The organism is Clostridium cuniculi (assembly GCF_004353185.1).
Taxonomy (GTDB): domain Bacteria; phylum Bacillota; class Clostridia; order Clostridiales; family Clostridiaceae; genus Clostridium; species Clostridium cuniculi.
In genome coordinates this window covers 36,622-55,052 of the sequence record NZ_SMUS01000014.1, presented here as the reverse complement: position 1 = coordinate 55,052, position 18,431 = coordinate 36,622, and the positions used below count along the sequence as shown (strand labels likewise).

The window sequence follows — 18,431 nt, the reverse complement described above, 5'->3', positions numbered from 1 at the left end:
TTAAGCAAGAGAGTATTTTTATTTCAACTTAGACAATTTACTTAAAAATAAAACTCCACAGATATATATTAAAATTGTGAAAATTCCATATAAAATTAAATTCATAAAACTACCTAAATCTAAGAAAATCCTCTTAATTACAAATACACCTACTAAGGTTATCAATGCCACTCCACAAATCATAACATTTCTTATGATCAATAACTTCTTATTATAATTAAATCCAAACTTTCTTGAAAATTTAAATAATATAATTCCTAAAGACATATAAGAAGTAATTACAGTTCCTAAAACAATACCATAAATTCCAATAAACTTAGCTAAAATAATACTAATAACTATATTCAAAAAGCTAATTAACAAACTATTTCTAAATGGAGTTAATGTATCTCCCTTTGCATAAAAATATCTATATATCAAATCTCTAAATGCATTAATAGGCAATCCAAATACATAAATCAAAGTACACATATATACTGTTGATGTTACTGATGAAGTAAAATTTCCCCTTTCATATAAAACAACTATTGCATCTCTTCCAACAGTAATAAATCCTACCACCATTAAAACCATTATTCCAACAATATAAGTTCCAAGCTCAAATAACTTCTTTTGTCCATCCTCCTTATTAATATCTTTAGCTATTTTAGGATAAAAATAAGTCATTATATTACTTAATATTACAGTGTTTATTAAAGTCATTATTGTATTTGAATAACTTAACTTAGATATTTCACCTTGTCCCAGATTTGCTGAAATTATACTATCTGTAAGTAAAGAAACTTGGTATAATCCTGTACTTAAAACAGTTGGTAAAAATACCTTCATCATTTTTCTAAATTCTATATCCTTAAAATCTATAGAAAACTTAAAGCTATATCCACCTTTAATTGCTAAATATATTTGAAAAGCTACATTAACAACAGTAGTTATTAAAATAAAGTATGCATATTTATATACAGTTAAGTTTGGTGTAAATACTAATAATACTACTAAAAATATTGTTGTAGATAATGTAATAAACTTAGGAAAGTTAAACTTTCCGCTACATTGGAAAATTGCATTAGTTGCTCCAGTAAAAGAATTTATATATTGAGTTATTAATGTTATAAACATTATATTACAAGTAATTAGTATAAACTCATCACTTCCATTAGATAATCCAGATACTATATATTTACGAAAAATATGAACAACAACTAATACAATAAATGCACTTGAATACAATATACTTATAAATATATTAATAGAATTGTTTTTCCCCTTATTTACCAAGTTAGGAATAAGTACAGTAGTAACTCCAGCTCCTATAAAACTATAAATAAAATTGCCTATATTATTTGCAAAATTAAATGCATCCATTTCTATGCTTGTCCCAAAACTTGAAGCCACTAAAGATACCTTTAATAACATTACCACTTGAGTTGCTATAGTTAAAGCCATCATTAATAATAACTGTTTAGCTGCTATAAACTTTTTATCATTATTTATTCCATTTTCTACCTTACCTATTTCAGCTCTCTCTAACATACTTATCTAACTCCTGAAATTGCTTTTCTGATTCAATAAACATATCTTTATTATTAATCTTATTATCTAAAATAATATCTAATATATATTTTGCATCAAACTTATTTTTATCCCTCTTTATTTCAGACTCTTCACAATTTTTAATATTAAAATACTCTTTTCCTAAACCAATATCTTTAAGAACATTTAATGTCTTATCACTATAAATAAAAGGATATACTCCTTGATTAAAAACCTGAGATAATATTATAGAATGAAATCTTGTACCAATTATATTCTCCATACTCTGAAACTTTTCTAAAAACTCATCAATATTTCCTTCATAATTAACAACTTCAAAAGTCTCACTACACTCTTTTTCAAGTAACTTAACAACTTTATCTATTGCTATTAAATCTCCTTCATGTTTACAAAAAGAAAAAAATGTAAACCTATATCCCTTCCTCTTCCCCTCAAGAACAATTTCTATAATTTTATTAAGATATGCCTGCTCATATTTTCTTAACTCATCTCTATTACTAAGATTAATTAAGGAAATACCAATACTATTTTTAATCTTAGTAATATTTCTTGATTTCAATTGAAATACTATATCAGGAGCCATCCTAATATTTTCATACTTACTAAAAAAACTATATGAATATTTATCCCTAAAACACACATCTCTACAACGCTTAAATAACTTAACATACTCATTGATAAATTCCTGTGATTCATATGGCCCAAAATTACATCCTAATATAAAATAAGGCTTATTCTTTCTATAAAAAGATTTAATTAACCTCTTTCTTTCCAATAACTGATTTCTCCATTTAGGAATTTCCATAAAAATAGATCCACCAATATATACTCCAGCATCATATTTAGTAAAAATACTATTCTTCTCTTTAATTCCTAATTTATTTTTTACTCTAAATAATAAACTACATTTAACTTCAACATTTTCATATTCCCTAAATAAATCATTATAACGCTTACCTCCCCTAGGTAAAATCCACCTTACATTAGGATATCTATCAAAGAGTATTTTTAAAAATAAGTCATCTCCAAAATTTAAACTCGTATAAGCATTTACCAAAATCTTTTTCATGGTCTACCCCTTACCTCTCATCTATGGAAATAGTATACTTACTCCACGGAAAACACTATACTATATTCCTAAGTAAAAATAACTTAATTCTATTTTTAGGTCCCCTTGTACCTTTACTTTCATTCTTCAATGTAAAATTAATAACTTCATCCTGACATATACTTTTAATATATCTTACTTTTTCAGCATAACCCTTTTTATTAAACTTACTCATTTCATTATTTACACTAATAATAAAATACTTTAACTTCAACTTATTAAGCCTGTCCATATACTCAATTTTAGAAAAGTTACTTTTTAAATATTCTTCTAAAATAACAAGCAAATTTCTATAAGTTTCCCAACAATTTTCCCTATATCTTTTAGTTGCAGACTGTAAATTAACTCTATAGTGATATAAAAACCCCTTCTCCATCACAATTCTTTTACAACACTTTAAATATTCAAGATTAAAAACTAAATCTTCACCTATGGCTAACTCTTTCTTAAAAGTAATATTATTGTCTACAATAATACTTGTTTTATAAAGTTTTGCACATGGTCCCCTAAAACTTTCCCTTCTATGAGCTTTATTTTTATCTTTCTCTTCAACTAAAGATAAAATTACCTCTTTAATTTCATCTAAAGTAATTACATCCTTTGAGCTTCCAAAGTCAATATGCTCACTTTTATTTCCATACTCCTTTATATTATTACAAAAGCAAATATCTCCATCACATTCACTTATTCTTTTATGAAGACTCTTACACATACTTTCATCTATCCAATCATCAGCATCTACAAACATTACATACTCTCCTGTAGCCACATTCATTCCTTCATTTCTAGCCACAGATACACCACTATTCTTCTTATTAAGGATTATTATTCTATCATCAACTTCTGCATACTTTTTACATATTTCTAAACTATTATCAGTTGAACCATCATTGACAATAATAATTTCTATATTATTAAAACTTTGATTTATTATACTTTTCAAACACTTAGAAATATATTTTTCTGCATTATACATTGGAATTATTATACTAATTTTACTCATAACCCTTACCTTCATCTATATCCTCATCTTCAATAGATATATAAAACATTGCCCAAAATGCAATAATGGAAATAAAAACAGTATAATTAATTACTCCATTAAATACAGATAACAAAACCATACCAACGAAAAATACCATAATTAATAATCCCTTTCCGCCAATAGTCCATAGCTTGATAAAATACCTTACATACATAACAACATAAATAACTAGCATTATAATTCCATAAGAAATTAAAATATCAATAAAATCAGAATGACCCCATATTGGTGAATTTACAGTTTGCTCATTAATAATTACTGAATAATGAATTCCATGTCCAAACACTCTTTCAATATCAGAAAAATTATACTTAAAATCATTAATTAAACCATTCCAAATTAAATCCCTACTATTTAACACATTCCCACTATCATAAGTACTAGAAAACTTATCTATAATACTAGAATGTAATATAAAATTAACTAAAACATTACTAAAAATACTAATAACTATTAAAAATATAGTAGTTATCAATAGTCCCTTCCATCTAAATCTTAAATTAGCTCTTATTCTATTTTTAAAACATCTAATTCCTAAAAACATCCCAAGCATTACAACAGCTGGAGTCCTTGCTCCACTCATAAATGCTGAAAGTAGAGGAATAAAATATAAAACTAAATATCTATTATCCTTTTTCGAAATTATAATCTCAATTACTATTGCCATTAAAATCATTAAGTAAGTATTTCCATGTGGATTACCATTTATTCCAGCAAAAACAGTCATTCCCCATCTTTCCAAAAAGCCTTGTTTAGTAATAATAAAAACTCCAATTACTATTTGATATATAATGACAATACCTAAAACTATATTTATATAATTTTCAAACTCATCCTGAATTGATATTAAAATTTCTCTATCTGAAAAACAATAAAGCATCATTATAAAGGTTATCATTCTTATTAAGTATTCAAGGTTAGACTTATTACTTAAAACCTCCAACTCCAAAACAAAATATTGTATTGAAATAAAATAATTATAAAATAATAATCCTAATACTATTACAGATAAGATAATAGGTACTATCCTCTTATCTCTTAATACTCTAATCATAAGTAATATGCAGAATATCATAGTTATTACAGCTACAAACTTATTAAAAAACATACAAATCAAATATAGTACCATAACTAAAGCTATAATATTATCTAACTTCTTTGACATTTGTAATCACCCTTAAGTAAGGTGAAAAGTTTATATTATACTTCCACACTTCCCTTAATCCTCTCATTTATATATACATCTTTTGAATAATTCAGTAATAAATCTTCATATCTATTTACTATAGTTATCCACTGATACTCACTAGTAATTCTATTCTTTGCCTTCTTTCCTAAGGCACTTATAATTTCTTTATCTAATTCATTATCAATAATTTTTGTTAAACTACCCTTTTCTTTGTTAAAATATAAGGCACCATTTTCAGCAACCTCCCTATTGAAACCAACATCAAATAATAAATTTAAATCAGTTGCTGCTAATGCTTCCAGTAATGATGGATTAGTTCCTCCAACTTCATGACCATGAATATATGAATATGCATTTTCTCTAACCTTTTTTAATAACTCACTATCATATATAGTTCCTACAAATTTTATTCTGGCATCAGTATGAAATTTTGTTTTTTCTTTTAATTCTTTATAGAATTTATTTTTTTCAACATTAGTTATTATTACAAGATCATTTTTAGACTTAGATTTCATAAATTCTTTAATCATTAATTCATAATTATTTTCTGGTACAAACCTTCCAACTACTAAGTAATATTCTTTTCTTTTTATATTGTGTTTCCTATACCAATTTATTAAAGTATAATCCTTATCCCCTAATGTTGATTTACTTATATCAGCCCCATATGCTATATAAATAGTTTTAGGATCAAATCTGCTATAATTTTTCTTAATATAATTCTCAATATTAATAGAATCACAAATTAATAAATCTGAATGCTTAACCATTAACCCTTCTGAAAATTTCCAATAAACTTTTATAGCAGAATTCCATTTAGCTCGTTTCCACTCATGGCCATCTGGATTTACAAATAAAGATGCACCTAACTTTTTTAACTTCTTTTTATACCATCCTATAAATGGTCCAATTCTACATGCTAATACATATACAATGGCATTTTTAATATTATTTCTCTTTATATATTTAATACATTCTCTTAAAGCCATTACATCATAATATATAGCCTTGACAGGTCCTATATTAGGAACTCTTATATTAAAACATCTTGCTTGATTATGCTTAAATTCTTTATTATTACTTGCTAAGCATGATACATGATATCTTAATGATTCTGATACTTTATTTGCAGTTAAATTCTCAACAAAGGTTTCAAATCCACCATATCCGGCTGGAATTCCCTTAGACCCAATTATAAACACCTCTCTCATATTAACCCTCTCACCTATTTTTCTTAACAGTAATAATAACTATCACCACTATGAGAAACTCCATTAAGTATAGATCCTATTATATTTGTATTTATATCTTCTAATTCACTGTAGCCTTCAATTATTTCATCTTTTTTAGTTTTATCAGCTCTAACAACATAAATAACACCATCACACTTACTTGCTAGTTCTAATCCATCATTAATATTTTTTATTGAAGGTGTATCAATTATTACATAATCATAAATTTCATTAAGATCATTAATAAACTTCTCCATTGCTTTAGATCCTATTATATCTGCTGGATCAGTTGCTCTATTTCCTGAGGTTATAACCTCTAAATTATTATTTACCTTTCTTATAGCTTCATTTAATTTAATTTTTCCTATTAAATAATCTGTTAGGCCTTTATTATTAGTTAACCTAAGTTTCATGTGAATACTAGGTTTTCTTAAATCACAATCAACAATGATTACTTTCTTACCTCCTTGAGATAAAACAAAAGCTAAGTTTAAAGACGCACTACTCTTTCCAGCAGCTATATCTGAACTTGTAATCATTATAGTCTTTAACTTTTTATCTACAGATGAATACTCTAACCTAGTTCTAATCCCTCTATATGCCTCTAAAAATGGTTCTGTTATACTATTATTTTCATCTTCTATTAATGGTACTTGTCCTAATATTGGTATAGATAATACTTTCTCTAACTCACTTTTTTTACTTACTTTATCATCTAGCAACTCTATTAAAAATACTATTCCAAAGCCAATTAATAATCCTATAAATCCTCCTAATATAATTTTTGTTACACGTCCTTGAGGAAGTTCTGTTACTTCTATGCTATCAACAACTTTTGTATATGTGTTTAAGATTACTTCTTTTACGCTAACTTCAAAGTTTTCTATAATTGCAGAAATTACATCTTCTGCAACTTGCCAATCACTAGATACATACCTAATTTCAATAATAGGCGTATTTCCCTTAATTATAAATTGCAATGAATTCATTAATTCTTTTGGTGTAGTATCCAAATTAACTTCATCAATTATTTTATTCATAAAATCATTTGTTTTTATTAACTCAATATAAGTATTCATAATACTAGAATATGATTCTAATTCCTTATCTGAATAATCACTTTGTACCTCCTCAGTTTTACCTGCAAATAGCTTTACACTTGCTTCATATTTAGGAGTACTTATAAAAAATACAAAAACTGCTGTAATAAAAATAAATGTTAATACAGATGCTATTATTAATCTTACTCTTTTCTTTAATGCTTCAATGACATCTTTAACTGTCAAAAACTCATCCTTTCCATATCTTTTATACGCTTTCATTCAATACCCACCTTTCTCATAAGTAAATAATCAGTAAATATAAATCGATTCCATAATTATTAAAACTCCTCTAAAATATAACTGATTTCATCTACATATCTACTAATATTAAACTTTTCCTTAACTTTTTTTTCTCCATTAGCTGCAATATAATTTCTAAGTTCTTTATCCTTAATTAGTTTATTAACTACTTGTGCCATTTCTCTTGCATCCTTATAATCAACTAAAAAGCCATCTATATTATTATCTATAATCTCAACTGGTCCACCATGATTAGTTGCTACTACTGGTAATTTATTATTCATTGCTTCTATAACTACTAATCCAAAAGGCTCTGGCTGTATTGATGGCAGAACAAAAATATCTAACTTCTTATAAAAATTACTCATATTATCTACTTGTCCTAAAAGACCTATTTTATCTTTAACTCCACTTTCTAAAATATATCCTTTTAAATTATCTAATATATAATCCTCACCTTTATATACGTCACCTGCAATTAAAAATTCTACATTGTCATTTTCCTCTGAAACTAACTTGGCCATATCAACAAAAAGCTTTTGTCCCTTCCATCTATTTATTCTTCCTGCCATACCTATTTTTATTTTGTTATTACTTCTAACTATAGTAGCTGCAACTTCCTTATAAAATTCATCAATATCTTCCAAATCACTATTTTTCTCAATATCTATGGCATTATAAACAACTTTAACCTTATCTTTATTTTTACTAATAGCTTCTGCAGTAGCTTTACTATTGGCAATTATATAATCTGAAAAAATATTAACTATTTTAGATACTATAAATCTTTCATACTTACTTTTTATTATTTCTCTTATATGCCATACACTTTTAACTTTACAAATCTTAGCTGAAATACCTCCCACAAATATAACTGAAGTATTTGTATAAACTATATCTATATTCTTTTCCTTAATTAAATTATTAATAAATTTAATAGACCTCATTAGCTCAATAAAATATTTACTCATTCCACTTAAAGATAAATTCTTTCTTCTTAATACTGCCAATTCATTTATAATAACTTCTACATTGTCAAAGCTATTAATTTTATCTACTAAGGGCCCATCCTCCGGTAAAATAACTGTAATATTAAACTTATCTTTATTTAGATTCTTTACTAAATTTAAAAGGGATCTATCTGAGCCATATAATTCAGAGCTTGAATGTAAAAAAACTATATTATTCATAATATTCATTAACCTCCATCAATTCATCAATTAACTCAATCCATTTATCCCTTATATTTTCTACATCAAATTCTCTAGACTTAATTCTACATTCTTTAGACATATCTTCTATTAAATTCTGTGAGCTAACCATATTCTCCATAGCAATTGAAAACTCATCTTTATCAAAACTTTTTACTATAATTCCCTCTTTACCATTTGTTATTAAAGGTTCAACTGCAGTAATATCATAGGCTATTACTGGAACACCCATCTCTAAAGATTCAAGAACTATCATTGGCATCCCTTCCCATCTTGAAGGAAGCAATAATACCGATGAATTTAAAAAATACTCTTTTATGTTATTAGTAAAACTCTCAAATATAACCCTATCCCCTAGCTTATACTTATTAACCCTTTTTAATAATTTAACCTTTTCTTTTCCATCTCCAACTATAACTAATTTCCACTCATCATTTCTTTTAGAAAAAGTATTAAATGACTCAATAAGTAAATCGAACCCCTTTTGATAATTTAATCTCCCTGCTGCTAAAAACTGCTTTTCATTAACCTTTGATTTTTCCTTACTATTAAAACTTCGAGGATTATATATAACATGACATTCTATATTTTTCTCTTTTTTAAACATCTCTTTATCATGATTGTTTAAAACAATATATCTATCTAACTTAGGTATATATTTTTCAAAAAGTATATCTTCATTCCAATAATATCTATATGGATTTTGTAAATATGCTTGATATGAGTTATGCTGCCACCCTATAGTTTTTGCATTTACCTTATCTGAAATAATACCTAATATTAGACTGAAATATCCTCCAACCCCTATTACTAAATCGTATTGATTATTGTTAATGTAATTTATATATTCTTCCTGCAATTTCTTTGGATAAGCAATTTCTTTAAATACAGCTTCAAAAATCTCTTTATTAAATATGCCTGTTACTTTATTTACTCCTTTTAGAAACTTATTTATTGGCTTTTTACTATATAAATTTCTATTATTATATAATTTAATTTTAGGATTTAAATTATAAACATCTCTATCAATGGTTGAATCCTTTGATGTCCAGGCAATATGAACTTCATATTCTTGAACTAAGTTATTTGCTAAAACAGATAAAACCCTTTGAGCACCACCTATTGAAAAAAGTTCATTAGTTATAAAGCATATCTTCATATTTTCACCTCCTTATTAATGAACTGTCATTTTACCCATCATAATAAAGCGGCGTATATAATAAAGTATTTTATTAACCTTATATATTTTGTAATTTTTTACAATATTTTATATTAAAAATTATACTATAACACTATATTTTTTGTAATATAATGCTAATTTTTTGTAAAAATTCACAAATTTTATTTTTTTAAATTTATACAAAATAATTAGCCCTCAGAAAATCAGACTTCTGACTTTCTGAGGGCTCTTACATTAAGATAAGTTGTTAAACTACTTAATAGAATCCGCTAATTCTATATCATCTACAACTACTGTTTTATAAAACAGATATAATCTATATCCTATTAATCCACTAATACTATTACAAAGTAAATCCATAGTATCAAATGTTCTTGCATAATTAGGAATAATCATTGATAAAGTAACCTGACTACACTCAATAAATAAAGATATAAATAATGATATAAGTAAAACCTTATTAATATTAAAATGTAAATTCTTTAAGTAATAACATAAAAAGAAAATCATTGGAGCTAATAATAATAAATTACCTCCAATATTCTCAATAACAACACCTAATCCATCTCTTTTATACATTCCAATAGTACTTTGCCATGGAATAATATGAATAATTGGATTTCTGTATTTTACATATTTTCCCCATGCTATAGGAAAAGGAAAATATACTATAGAAATTACTAAAACCATGTATATGCTAAATATCATTTTCATAAACTTCTTTTTCAACAGTTCACTACTCATTTTCTTTTCACCAACTATAATTTGAAGTAACACATCTAAATTAACATATAAAATTATTACAGTAGTTAGCGCTAAAAATTCTCTTCTAGTTATAATAAAAATATTATCCCCACCTTCAAGTATAAATAAAGAAAAAAGCTATACAACGGTATAGCTCTTCATAAAACTATTTTATAATAGTTTTTAAATATTCAATAAATCCATCTCTTAACTCTTCTTTTCTAAGAGCATATTCAACTGTAGCTTCAAGGAATCCAAGCTTATCTCCTACATCATATCTTCTTCCTTCAAAGTTATAAGCATACATTGCTTCATGTTCAATAAGCTTAAGTAATGCATCTGTAAGTTGAATTTCGTTTCCTTTACCTGGAGCTGTATTTTCTAATATTTCAAATATTTTTGGTGTAATTATATATCTTCCTAATATTGCAACATTAGATGGTGCTTCTTCTATTGAAGGTTTTTCAACTAAATCTTTAACCTTATAAACTCTATCTTCAATATGAATTCCACCAACTATTCCATACTTATTAACATCTTGAGCCGCTACTGTTTGTACCCCTAAAACTGAAGTTTTGTACTCTCCATAACAATCAATAAGTTGCTTTAAACATGGCTTTCTATCATTATAAACAACGTCATCACCAAGTAATACTGCAAAAGGCTCATCCCCTACAAAAGTCTTTGCACAAAGGATAGCATGCCCTAACCCTCTTGGTTCTTTTTGTCTTATGAAATGGATGTTAACCATATCTGATATTTCTCTAACCATTTCAAGCATTTCTTTCTTTCCTGCCTTTTCAAGTTCCATTTCAAGTTCAACACTTCTATCAAAGTGATCTTCTATACTCTTTTTATTTCTTCCTGTTATTATAAGAATCTCTTCTATACCTGATGCAACACATTCCTCTATTATGTATTGTAAAGTTGGCTTATCAACTATCGGAAGCATCTCCTTTGGTTGTGCCTTCGTTGCTGGTAAAAATCTAGTTCCAAGACCAGCAGCAGGTATTATTGCTTTTCTTATTTTCTTTTCCATAACTCTTATTGTCTCCTTACTCTTACTATACTTTTAATATAATATTTTGTAATAAACTGTAAATAAATACTTTACATATATTTTAAGTACATGTCTTATTGTAATTTTACTTCATTCACTTTTTTAGACAGTAATACATTAATTATACCATTATAATACCTATTTGAAATGCACATACGTCCGAAATATTTCGACATTTTATATTTATTTAGGTTATTTTAGGTATTTTTTATACTATTTAAACTAATTTATTTATTAAATTAGTATTTAATTAGGAAATATAAATCAATATTTTAGAAACTTAATTCTATATTCTTATAAAAAAAATTTTTGTAATATTATATATGAAATTAAAGAAATCGATTTCCATCAAAAGTTTAATTAAACAGGTATTGTAGATTTTATAAAATATAGAGGTGATAGTTTGAATACGGTAATAAACAAAAAAACTGATAAAAATGATGATGTTTCTATAAAAACTTTATTTACTTATAGTGCAGGAAGCTTAGGAGATAAAAATTCATGTTGTTATTTAGGTAGATTTAATTCAAAAGTTTCTGAAATGCACGAAGACTATATAAAGCCTCAAGAAAATGGAAGTCATCATTTCTGCAGAGAGGTATCTATTAATAATAACTCTGGAAAGATATATGTTTTATCTGAAAATGATTTTGCTTTTAATGCTTCACATTTTTCTATTGAACAATTAACTAGTAAAACTCATAACTTCCTTCTATATGAAGAAGATTCAACTTACTTAATTATAGATTATAAACAAAGCGGCATTGGTTCAAATAGCTGTGGCCCTGACTTAGCTGAAGAATATAAACTTAACGAAGAAGAATTTTCATATAATTTCTATTTAAAATTTGTAAAAACAAATATTTAATATAAAATACCCCCAGGGGTCTAGATTTCTAGTCCCCGGGTGGCAAATTTTTTTCAAATTACCATGTTATTTTATCTTCAAAAATATAATTATGTAACTGTTCAACAGTTGTTTCCTTATCGAAACTTAAATAATATATTCCATCAATCATTTTACCTTCACAATACTCATCAAGAGGAAATCTCTCTAGTTCCATACTTGAATCGCCAAGTTTTAATACTTCAGTTCCTAAATCTAATATTTCATTATAAGTTAAGCTTGTATTAACCATAGGTAATATATCTAATAATAATGATGGATAAGAAGTTACTGGCATAGTTTCTATCTTTTTAAATATTTCTGTTAACACTTCTCTGTGTCTTTCAGTTCTCTTATAATCTCCACCAGAAGTATATCTAATTCTACAATAAGCTAACGCCTGTGTACCACTTACATGTTGAACCCCTGTTGATTCTATAGCTGGTTCACTAGTTCCATTAATATTATTAAGATGTGCTATATATCCATTTACATATTCTAATTCATCTGCATCTATATCTAATTCTATTCCACCAATTTTGTCTATTATTTTAGGTAATGTTTCAAAGTTAACAGCTGCAAAATCTTCTATGTTTAAATCAAAGTTTTCATTTAAAGTTTTTATTGCTAATTGAGGTCCTCCAAAGGCATAAGCATGATTAAGCTTGTCATTTCCATGACCATCAATTGCAACATAAGAATCTCTCATTATTGATGTTAATTTTAATTTTTTATGTACTGTATCTATAGTTGCTATCATTATAGAGTCAGATCTACCAGCTTCACCATCTACTGCATCAACTCCAAATAATGCAATATTAATTATACTATTACTATATTGAGATAATTTTTCTTCTACCTCTTCAGTAATTCCTATATTATCTTTATCGATTTCTACCTTTTCCAACTTATTAAACAAATAATTACCATAAAAATAAACTCCTCCTACAGCACCTAAAATAACTACTAATATTACTCCCAAAATCCAAATTGTTATCTTTTTCCCCTTAGTCATTTCTCTTTCACCTCATCAAACTAGTTTAATATATAGTATTTACGTTTTATCCCCTTTAGTCAGTCAATAGTAATAATATCATATATTCCATTATTTTTCATTATTTTTAATTTTATTAATATAATACTTCACTAGAAACTCAATAATTAAAAATACACCCTAGAAAAAGAAATAATATTCTCTCTTCTAAGGTGTAATTTACCTTATCCTAATCTCCAAATAGATATATTTTTTTCACCATTTTCAATTAATATGCTTTCCCAATACTCTAAAGTAACACTATCAGCATACCATACCTGATGATTTACTCCATTACTATCAATATAATGAAAAACCTTACATTGACTATCTTCATCTCGTTCTTCAGATACTTCATCATATTTTATCAATAAATCCTCAGCATCTTTCTGAGTTATTGCTTTAACTTCACCATTATCTGCAAAATCAAAACCTCCAGTTGCTAAAGCATAATCTCTATTATTTGATACTTTTTTCATCTTATCAATAAGTTCAAGTAAAAACTCCTTATTAGCTTTAGGTCCTGGTTCTGTTCCATATCCATATAAGTTATAACACATCATTACGTATTCAGGTCCTTCAGGAAGCTCTATGTTATCAACTGGTGTTGATGGCTCCAATAAAACTCTTATAGGAAGATTATATGGTTCAGCAGCTTTTATTAATTTTTCTAAAAAAACACTAAATTTTTCCCACAAATCTAGATCTTTTCTTATTTTTTCATAATCTATTTCTATACCTTTATATCCACCTTCAACAGCAATACTTATAATATCATTAATATGATTATCCATAGATTCATTATTTTCAAAAAGCTCATATAATAAATCAGTATCCTTTAATGCTGAACTTCCATCTGAATAGGCTTTATCATTTACAAAAGTAATATAATTTCCCCAAGACTGATCCTTATATAACTCATCAATTATTTCCTTAGTCTCATTAATATTATCAGGTATAAATAGCTTATTATTTTCATCAAAATATGCAGCAAAATAAATTATATTTGATATTCTCTCACTCCAATAATCTATTTCCTCTTCAAAATTTGCTGTATCCCAATAAACTAACCAAGCATCAATCTTACTATCACTATTTGATAATTCTGATTCACTGCTAACATTATTAGAATTATTGTCTTCTATTATATTGTTATCTTCTATTATATTTTTTTCACTTTTACATCCTATCAAAAATAAAATAGACAAAAAGCAAATTCCACTAATCAATAATTTAACTAATCTTTTCATTTTAATTCTTTCCTTTATATTATAATGTCTCAATAAACCAATCAACAATACTAAGCCAAAGTTCCTTTGCAACATTTGTTATCTTTTCTAATCCCTTATATCTATTATCATATAAAATTTTCTCAGTATCATTATCTGTTATATATAACTTTTCAAAAACACCATCATAAACATCATCAACAAGGTTACGTTGACTATATCCATAATCTCCCCATGCAGATTCAAGATAAACATATCCTGAATTAGTAACATTAGTACTACATTCTACAACTAAATCATCAATTACTACCTTTAAATTATTATCATTTAATTGAATTTCTAAACTTCTAGTAGCTGGTGTATTTATTTGAATTTCCTTTTCTGCATATTTTCCTTGTAACTTTAATTCCTCTTCATGTAAAATGCTTTCATTTCCATTAACCGATTCATATACATATAAAACATTATTAATTACTTGAACTTTAATATAATTTTGTAAATCTTCATCAGCTCTTAAATACACTCCTTGAGATCCAATTACATTTCCAGTTAAAATTGTATTTAAAGAAATATTTTTATAATCTTCACTATCCTTTAATCTAATTAAACCAGTATCCTTTGAAAGTGATGTTACTGCTATAACATCTCCTCTATATTCTGTTGCTCCCTTAAGATTATCCCAATAATTCATTCTATCTAAATCACCTTGTTCAAAAACAACCTCTGTATTACTATCATCCTTAATTCTCATTAACAAATGATTTGGATACCAATAAGGTTGTGGTTGCATCCTAGTTAAATCATATATATTATTTTCTTTATTATTATAAGAATATCCCTCTCGATTATAATTCATAGAAAATAATTCTTTAATATTTTTCTCATTAATTGCACTAACCTTTTCATTATTACCAAACATACCTGTATTAGCATGCATTAAAACATGTAATTTAGGCACATATCCTACTCCCTCCATGTATTTCTCTTCTAACAATTGATAATCTGTTGTTATACGAGTCTTCATTTGAGAATAAGTTTCTTTAGGTATTCCATTTTTATCTCTTATATAATCCATAAGATAATGGTTATAATTACGTCCTAGCTCTTCCATCATCTCTGAATACTCTAAAGAAGTTAACTCACCAACATATTCATCATTCTTATCAAAGACATTAATATAAGAAAGTCTATATCCATTAGTTCCAAGCTCCCAATAAGTACTTTTTTCTAACTCTAATAAATCCTTAGGAGTCAAAAATTTAGGGTCTTTATTATCAAACTTTTCTGGATAAGTTAAAATAGTTGCCTTAAAATTATATTTCTCCATTATCTTTTGCGCAAATATAGCCGTTCCCCTATATCCATCTTCAAACATTAAAAATAAGGCTTTATCTGGTAGCTCTTTTCCTTCATTATAATAATCTAATATATCTTGTTGAGTAATAGTAACATATCCATTCTTATATAAAGTTTCTAAATGCTCTTCTAAACGCTCTGTATCCATAACAGTATTGGAACCTGTCCTACTTACTCCAAAATAAGATAAAGCAATAAAACCATTTTCCTCTTTAGTTTCAGTTGTAGCATCATATTCTACATAAGTTGTTGTAGCAAATAAAGTCTTTATTATCAAAACTAAAAGAGCAAATAAAATTATTCCTTCTATGGTACCTCTTATTGCTTTTATATAATCCTTTTTTGAGTTAAATTTATAATTCATACTTTTCACCCTTTATCAAATATGAGTTAAAATGCTTCCTCTTAATTAAGGTTGTCCTTAACATTAATTTTCGTCATTCTCTTCTTTAACTTTCTATTTTTAGCTTCTTCTTTCTTATTCATTTCTTCTATATCGCTAGGAGTCATTCTTGTTCCCCATGTTGACTTCCAGAAAGTTACCCAAGCAACAGGCATTTGCCATAACAATACTGCTTCATAAAATAAACAAAATACTAACCCAAAGAACCAAGTTGTACTTTTTCTTAAACGTAACTGTGTTATACTCATAAGCATTGCCATCATTAAAAGTCCAATAATAAAAGTTTTAGGGAAAATGTTATATGTAAATGGTACAATTATTAAATTATATACAACTACTACTGGAGCTAAAATTGGTACTAATAATCCCATATAGAAGGTTACTGCTGCAAAAGGTTCCTTTTTCCACATAAACTTTCCTGCTATTAATGATTCTCTTAACCAAGATCTTTTCCATCTCATTTGTTGCTTTAAAAACACCTTATATTTATTAGGAACAATTGTAGAACAGACAGCAGTATCTTGATATCCAGTTCTATACTTACTTAAAACAAAATTTGTCATAGCTCTATCATCACCAAAAGTAGCTTTTTGCCCTAAAAAACTTTGATTAAGCCATGCATCTGTATTTTCTATTACTATATCTCTTCTATAACATGCTAATGGTCCTGATAAACAAGTAACTGCATCAAATCTAGATTCAGCAGCCTTCATAATTCTAAATGCTATATAATATCTAACAGATTGCATTTTTGTTAAAACATTTGTATAAGTATTAGCTACATCAGTTCTTCCTGCAACCCCTCCCATTTTCGGATCCTTAAAAGGTTGCACTAAATTTCTAATTGCATTTGGAGCTAAAAAGCTATCAGAATCTACAAATACTAAAAGGTCATGTTTAGCCTCTTTAGCTCCTACTGCTAAAGCCTCTCTTTTTCCTGCATTTTGCTTCTGAACAATATATTTAATTCTACCATTAACTTCAAATCTTTCATTTTCTTTTACTAACTTATCTACTATTTCTTTTATTTTCTCTATTGATTTATCATTTGAACAGTCATCAATAACTATTACTTCTAATTTATCAATTGGATAATTTTGATTTATGCAACTTATAATAGTTTGTTGTATCCACTGTTCTTCATTAAAACAAGGAATCAAAATACTAACTCCAGGAGTATAATCAGGATCAACTTTTACTGGTCTATAAAGAGCTCCCCAAATATATCTAGTTAATAAAAATGAAGCTGTTATAATACTGTATAAATACATCCATCTATTAAACTTAAAATAAAGAACACTTTCAATACGCATAAAAATAATAAATAATGTAACAAATGCTAATAATAAACTAGAAATTAAAATAGTATATGTGCCTGTACTCTTATTAACTTCTCTAAGATTTTTATTAAACTTAACTGCAATAAACATTTCACCATCATTAATATTTGTTCTAATATATTGCGCCTTAGTTTTAACCTTATTTTCATATCCCTCTGGCATACTACCTGGAGTAACTTTAAACTTTAAAACTATACTATTAGAGTTTTCAAGTATATAAGCTTGTTCTTTATCTTCTATCTTCAACAATATACCTGTAGTAGAAACATTAACTCCCTTACATTTAAAGTTAACTTTATTAAATTTCCTTGAATAACATGTTACATTAACATCATATTCTACACGGTATCGTAGCTTGTCTTCATCTTTTATATCTTCTATGCCACTACCTCGCCTATCTTCACCAGAACGAATCTTATTAGGATCTGGAACATTAGATAATAATCTTCTATCACTAGTTACCTTAAGTAATATATCTTCACTCTCTTGGCTCTTTTTAACGCTTCTTTTAAACATCTTAT

General features: G+C 26.6%; 14 protein-coding genes and 1 pseudogene. 1 reads left to right on the top strand and 14 read right to left on the bottom strand.

All coding sequences use genetic code 11. The features are described from left to right. Positions 1 to 18: 18 nt before the first annotated feature. From murJ to galU, 10 genes are all read right to left on the bottom strand, one after another. A complete protein-coding gene (gene murJ, locus EJJ37_RS09025) occupies positions 19 to 1,530 on the bottom strand; it encodes a murein biosynthesis integral membrane protein MurJ (protein WP_133015253.1) in 1,512 nt (503 codons plus the stop codon). Continuing rightward, positions 1,514 to 2,620, bottom strand: a complete 1,107-nt coding sequence (locus EJJ37_RS09020; RefSeq protein ID WP_133015252.1) for a polysaccharide pyruvyl transferase family protein — start codon at positions 2,618 to 2,620, stop codon at positions 1,514 to 1,516. Before EJJ37_RS09020 ends, murJ begins: the two co-directional genes overlap by 17 nt. 55 nt (positions 2,621 to 2,675) lie before the next feature. After that, on the bottom strand, positions 2,676 to 3,662 hold the full coding sequence (locus tag EJJ37_RS09015; protein WP_166484722.1) for a glycosyltransferase family 2 protein: 987 nt from the start codon (positions 3,660 to 3,662) through the stop codon (positions 2,676 to 2,678). Next, positions 3,655 to 4,869, bottom strand: a complete 1,215-nt coding sequence (locus tag EJJ37_RS09010) for an O-antigen ligase family protein (RefSeq protein ID WP_133015250.1) — start codon at positions 4,867 to 4,869, stop codon at positions 3,655 to 3,657. The genes EJJ37_RS09015 and EJJ37_RS09010 overlap by 8 nt, the downstream gene beginning before the upstream one ends. Before the next feature lie 35 nt (positions 4,870 to 4,904). Then, on the bottom strand, positions 4,905 to 6,104 hold the full coding sequence (gene cps2T / locus EJJ37_RS09005) for a beta 1-4 rhamnosyltransferase Cps2T (RefSeq protein ID WP_133015249.1): 1,200 nt from the start codon (positions 6,102 to 6,104) through the stop codon (positions 4,905 to 4,907). 23 nt (positions 6,105 to 6,127) lie between these two features. Continuing rightward, positions 6,128 to 7,447 carry a tyrosine-protein kinase domain-containing protein gene (locus EJJ37_RS09000; protein ID WP_133015248.1) on the bottom strand — a complete coding sequence of 440 codons (1,320 nt, stop codon included), beginning with the start codon at positions 7,445 to 7,447 and terminating at the stop codon, positions 6,128 to 6,130. A gap of 59 nt (positions 7,448 to 7,506) precedes the next feature. Further along, positions 7,507 to 8,658, bottom strand: coding sequence for a glycosyltransferase family 4 protein (locus tag EJJ37_RS08995; protein ID WP_166484721.1), 1,152 nt, complete (start codon positions 8,656 to 8,658; stop codon positions 7,507 to 7,509). After that, positions 8,651 to 9,838 carry a glycosyltransferase family 4 protein gene (locus EJJ37_RS08990; RefSeq protein ID WP_133015246.1) on the bottom strand — a complete coding sequence of 396 codons (1,188 nt, stop codon included), beginning with the start codon at positions 9,836 to 9,838 and terminating at the stop codon, positions 8,651 to 8,653. The genes EJJ37_RS08995 and EJJ37_RS08990 overlap by 8 nt, the downstream gene beginning before the upstream one ends. 273 nt (positions 9,839 to 10,111) lie before the next feature. Then, complete coding sequence (locus tag EJJ37_RS08985; RefSeq protein ID WP_133015245.1) at positions 10,112 to 10,603, bottom strand: VanZ family protein; 492 nt, start codon at positions 10,601 to 10,603, stop codon at positions 10,112 to 10,114. 166 nt (positions 10,604 to 10,769) lie between these two features. Continuing rightward, positions 10,770 to 11,642 carry a UTP--glucose-1-phosphate uridylyltransferase GalU gene (gene galU / locus EJJ37_RS08980; protein ID WP_133015244.1) on the bottom strand — a complete coding sequence of 291 codons (873 nt, stop codon included), beginning with the start codon at positions 11,640 to 11,642 and terminating at the stop codon, positions 10,770 to 10,772. Positions 11,643 to 12,153: 511 nt separating this feature from the next. Between galU and EJJ37_RS08975 the strand changes: the two are divergent. Continuing rightward, a pseudogene (locus EJJ37_RS08975) lies at positions 12,154 to 12,531 on the top strand (beta-galactosidase small subunit-related protein); the annotation flags it as partial. Between the two features lie 58 nt (positions 12,532 to 12,589). On the opposite strand, the gene EJJ37_RS08970 reads toward EJJ37_RS08975, so the two are convergent. The 4 genes from EJJ37_RS08970 to EJJ37_RS08955 all read right to left on the bottom strand — a co-directional run bounded on the left by EJJ37_RS08970 (position 12,590) and on the right by EJJ37_RS08955 (position 18,426). Continuing rightward, positions 12,590 to 13,564, bottom strand: a complete 975-nt coding sequence (locus EJJ37_RS08970) for an LCP family protein (RefSeq protein WP_133015243.1) — start codon at positions 13,562 to 13,564, stop codon at positions 12,590 to 12,592. Between the two features lie 203 nt (positions 13,565 to 13,767). Beyond that, positions 13,768 to 14,832 (bottom strand): glycoside hydrolase family 18 protein, encoded by a 1,065-nt coding sequence (locus tag EJJ37_RS08965; protein WP_133015242.1) that lies wholly within the window; start codon positions 14,830 to 14,832, stop codon positions 13,768 to 13,770. 19 nt (positions 14,833 to 14,851) lie between these two features. Further along, positions 14,852 to 16,531, bottom strand: a complete 1,680-nt coding sequence (locus EJJ37_RS08960; protein WP_133015241.1) for a polysaccharide deacetylase family protein — start codon at positions 16,529 to 16,531, stop codon at positions 14,852 to 14,854. Positions 16,532 to 16,572: 41 nt separating this feature from the next. Further along, positions 16,573 to 18,426 carry a glycosyltransferase family 2 protein gene (locus EJJ37_RS08955; protein WP_133015240.1) on the bottom strand — a complete coding sequence of 618 codons (1,854 nt, stop codon included), beginning with the start codon at positions 18,424 to 18,426 and terminating at the stop codon, positions 16,573 to 16,575. Positions 18,427 to 18,431 lie beyond the last annotated feature (5 nt).

Excerpts from the sequence above, each read along its gene's own strand:
- murJ (WP_133015253.1), bottom strand. The coding sequence starts at position 1,530 with ATGTTAGAGAGAGCTGAAATAGGTAAGGTAGAAAATGGAATAAATAAT.
- EJJ37_RS09020 (WP_133015252.1), bottom strand. The coding sequence starts at position 2,620 with ATGAAAAAGATTTTGGTAAATGCTTATACGAGTTTAAATTTTGGAGAT.
- EJJ37_RS09015 (WP_166484722.1), bottom strand. The coding sequence starts at position 3,662 with ATGAGTAAAATTAGTATAATAATTCCAATGTATAATGCAGAAAAATAT.
- EJJ37_RS09010 (WP_133015250.1), bottom strand. The coding sequence starts at position 4,869 with ATGTCAAAGAAGTTAGATAATATTATAGCTTTAGTTATGGTACTATAT.
- cps2T (WP_133015249.1), bottom strand. The coding sequence starts at position 6,104 with ATGAGAGAGGTGTTTATAATTGGGTCTAAGGGAATTCCAGCCGGATAT.
- EJJ37_RS09000 (WP_133015248.1), bottom strand. The coding sequence starts at position 7,447 with ATGAAAGCGTATAAAAGATATGGAAAGGATGAGTTTTTGACAGTTAAA.
- EJJ37_RS08995 (WP_166484721.1), bottom strand. The coding sequence starts at position 8,658 with ATGAATAATATAGTTTTTTTACATTCAAGCTCTGAATTATATGGCTCA.
- EJJ37_RS08990 (WP_133015246.1), bottom strand. The coding sequence starts at position 9,838 with ATGAAGATATGCTTTATAACTAATGAACTTTTTTCAATAGGTGGTGCT.
- EJJ37_RS08985 (WP_133015245.1), bottom strand. The coding sequence starts at position 10,603 with ATGAGTAGTGAACTGTTGAAAAAGAAGTTTATGAAAATGATATTTAGC.
- galU (WP_133015244.1), bottom strand. The coding sequence starts at position 11,642 with ATGGAAAAGAAAATAAGAAAAGCAATAATACCTGCTGCTGGTCTTGGA.
- EJJ37_RS08970 (WP_133015243.1), bottom strand. The coding sequence starts at position 13,564 with ATGACTAAGGGGAAAAAGATAACAATTTGGATTTTGGGAGTAATATTA.
- EJJ37_RS08965 (WP_133015242.1), bottom strand. The coding sequence starts at position 14,832 with ATGAAAAGATTAGTTAAATTATTGATTAGTGGAATTTGCTTTTTGTCT.
- EJJ37_RS08960 (WP_133015241.1), bottom strand. The coding sequence starts at position 16,531 with ATGAATTATAAATTTAACTCAAAAAAGGATTATATAAAAGCAATAAGA.
- EJJ37_RS08955 (WP_133015240.1), bottom strand. The coding sequence starts at position 18,426 with ATGTTTAAAAGAAGCGTTAAAAAGAGCCAAGAGAGTGAAGATATATTA.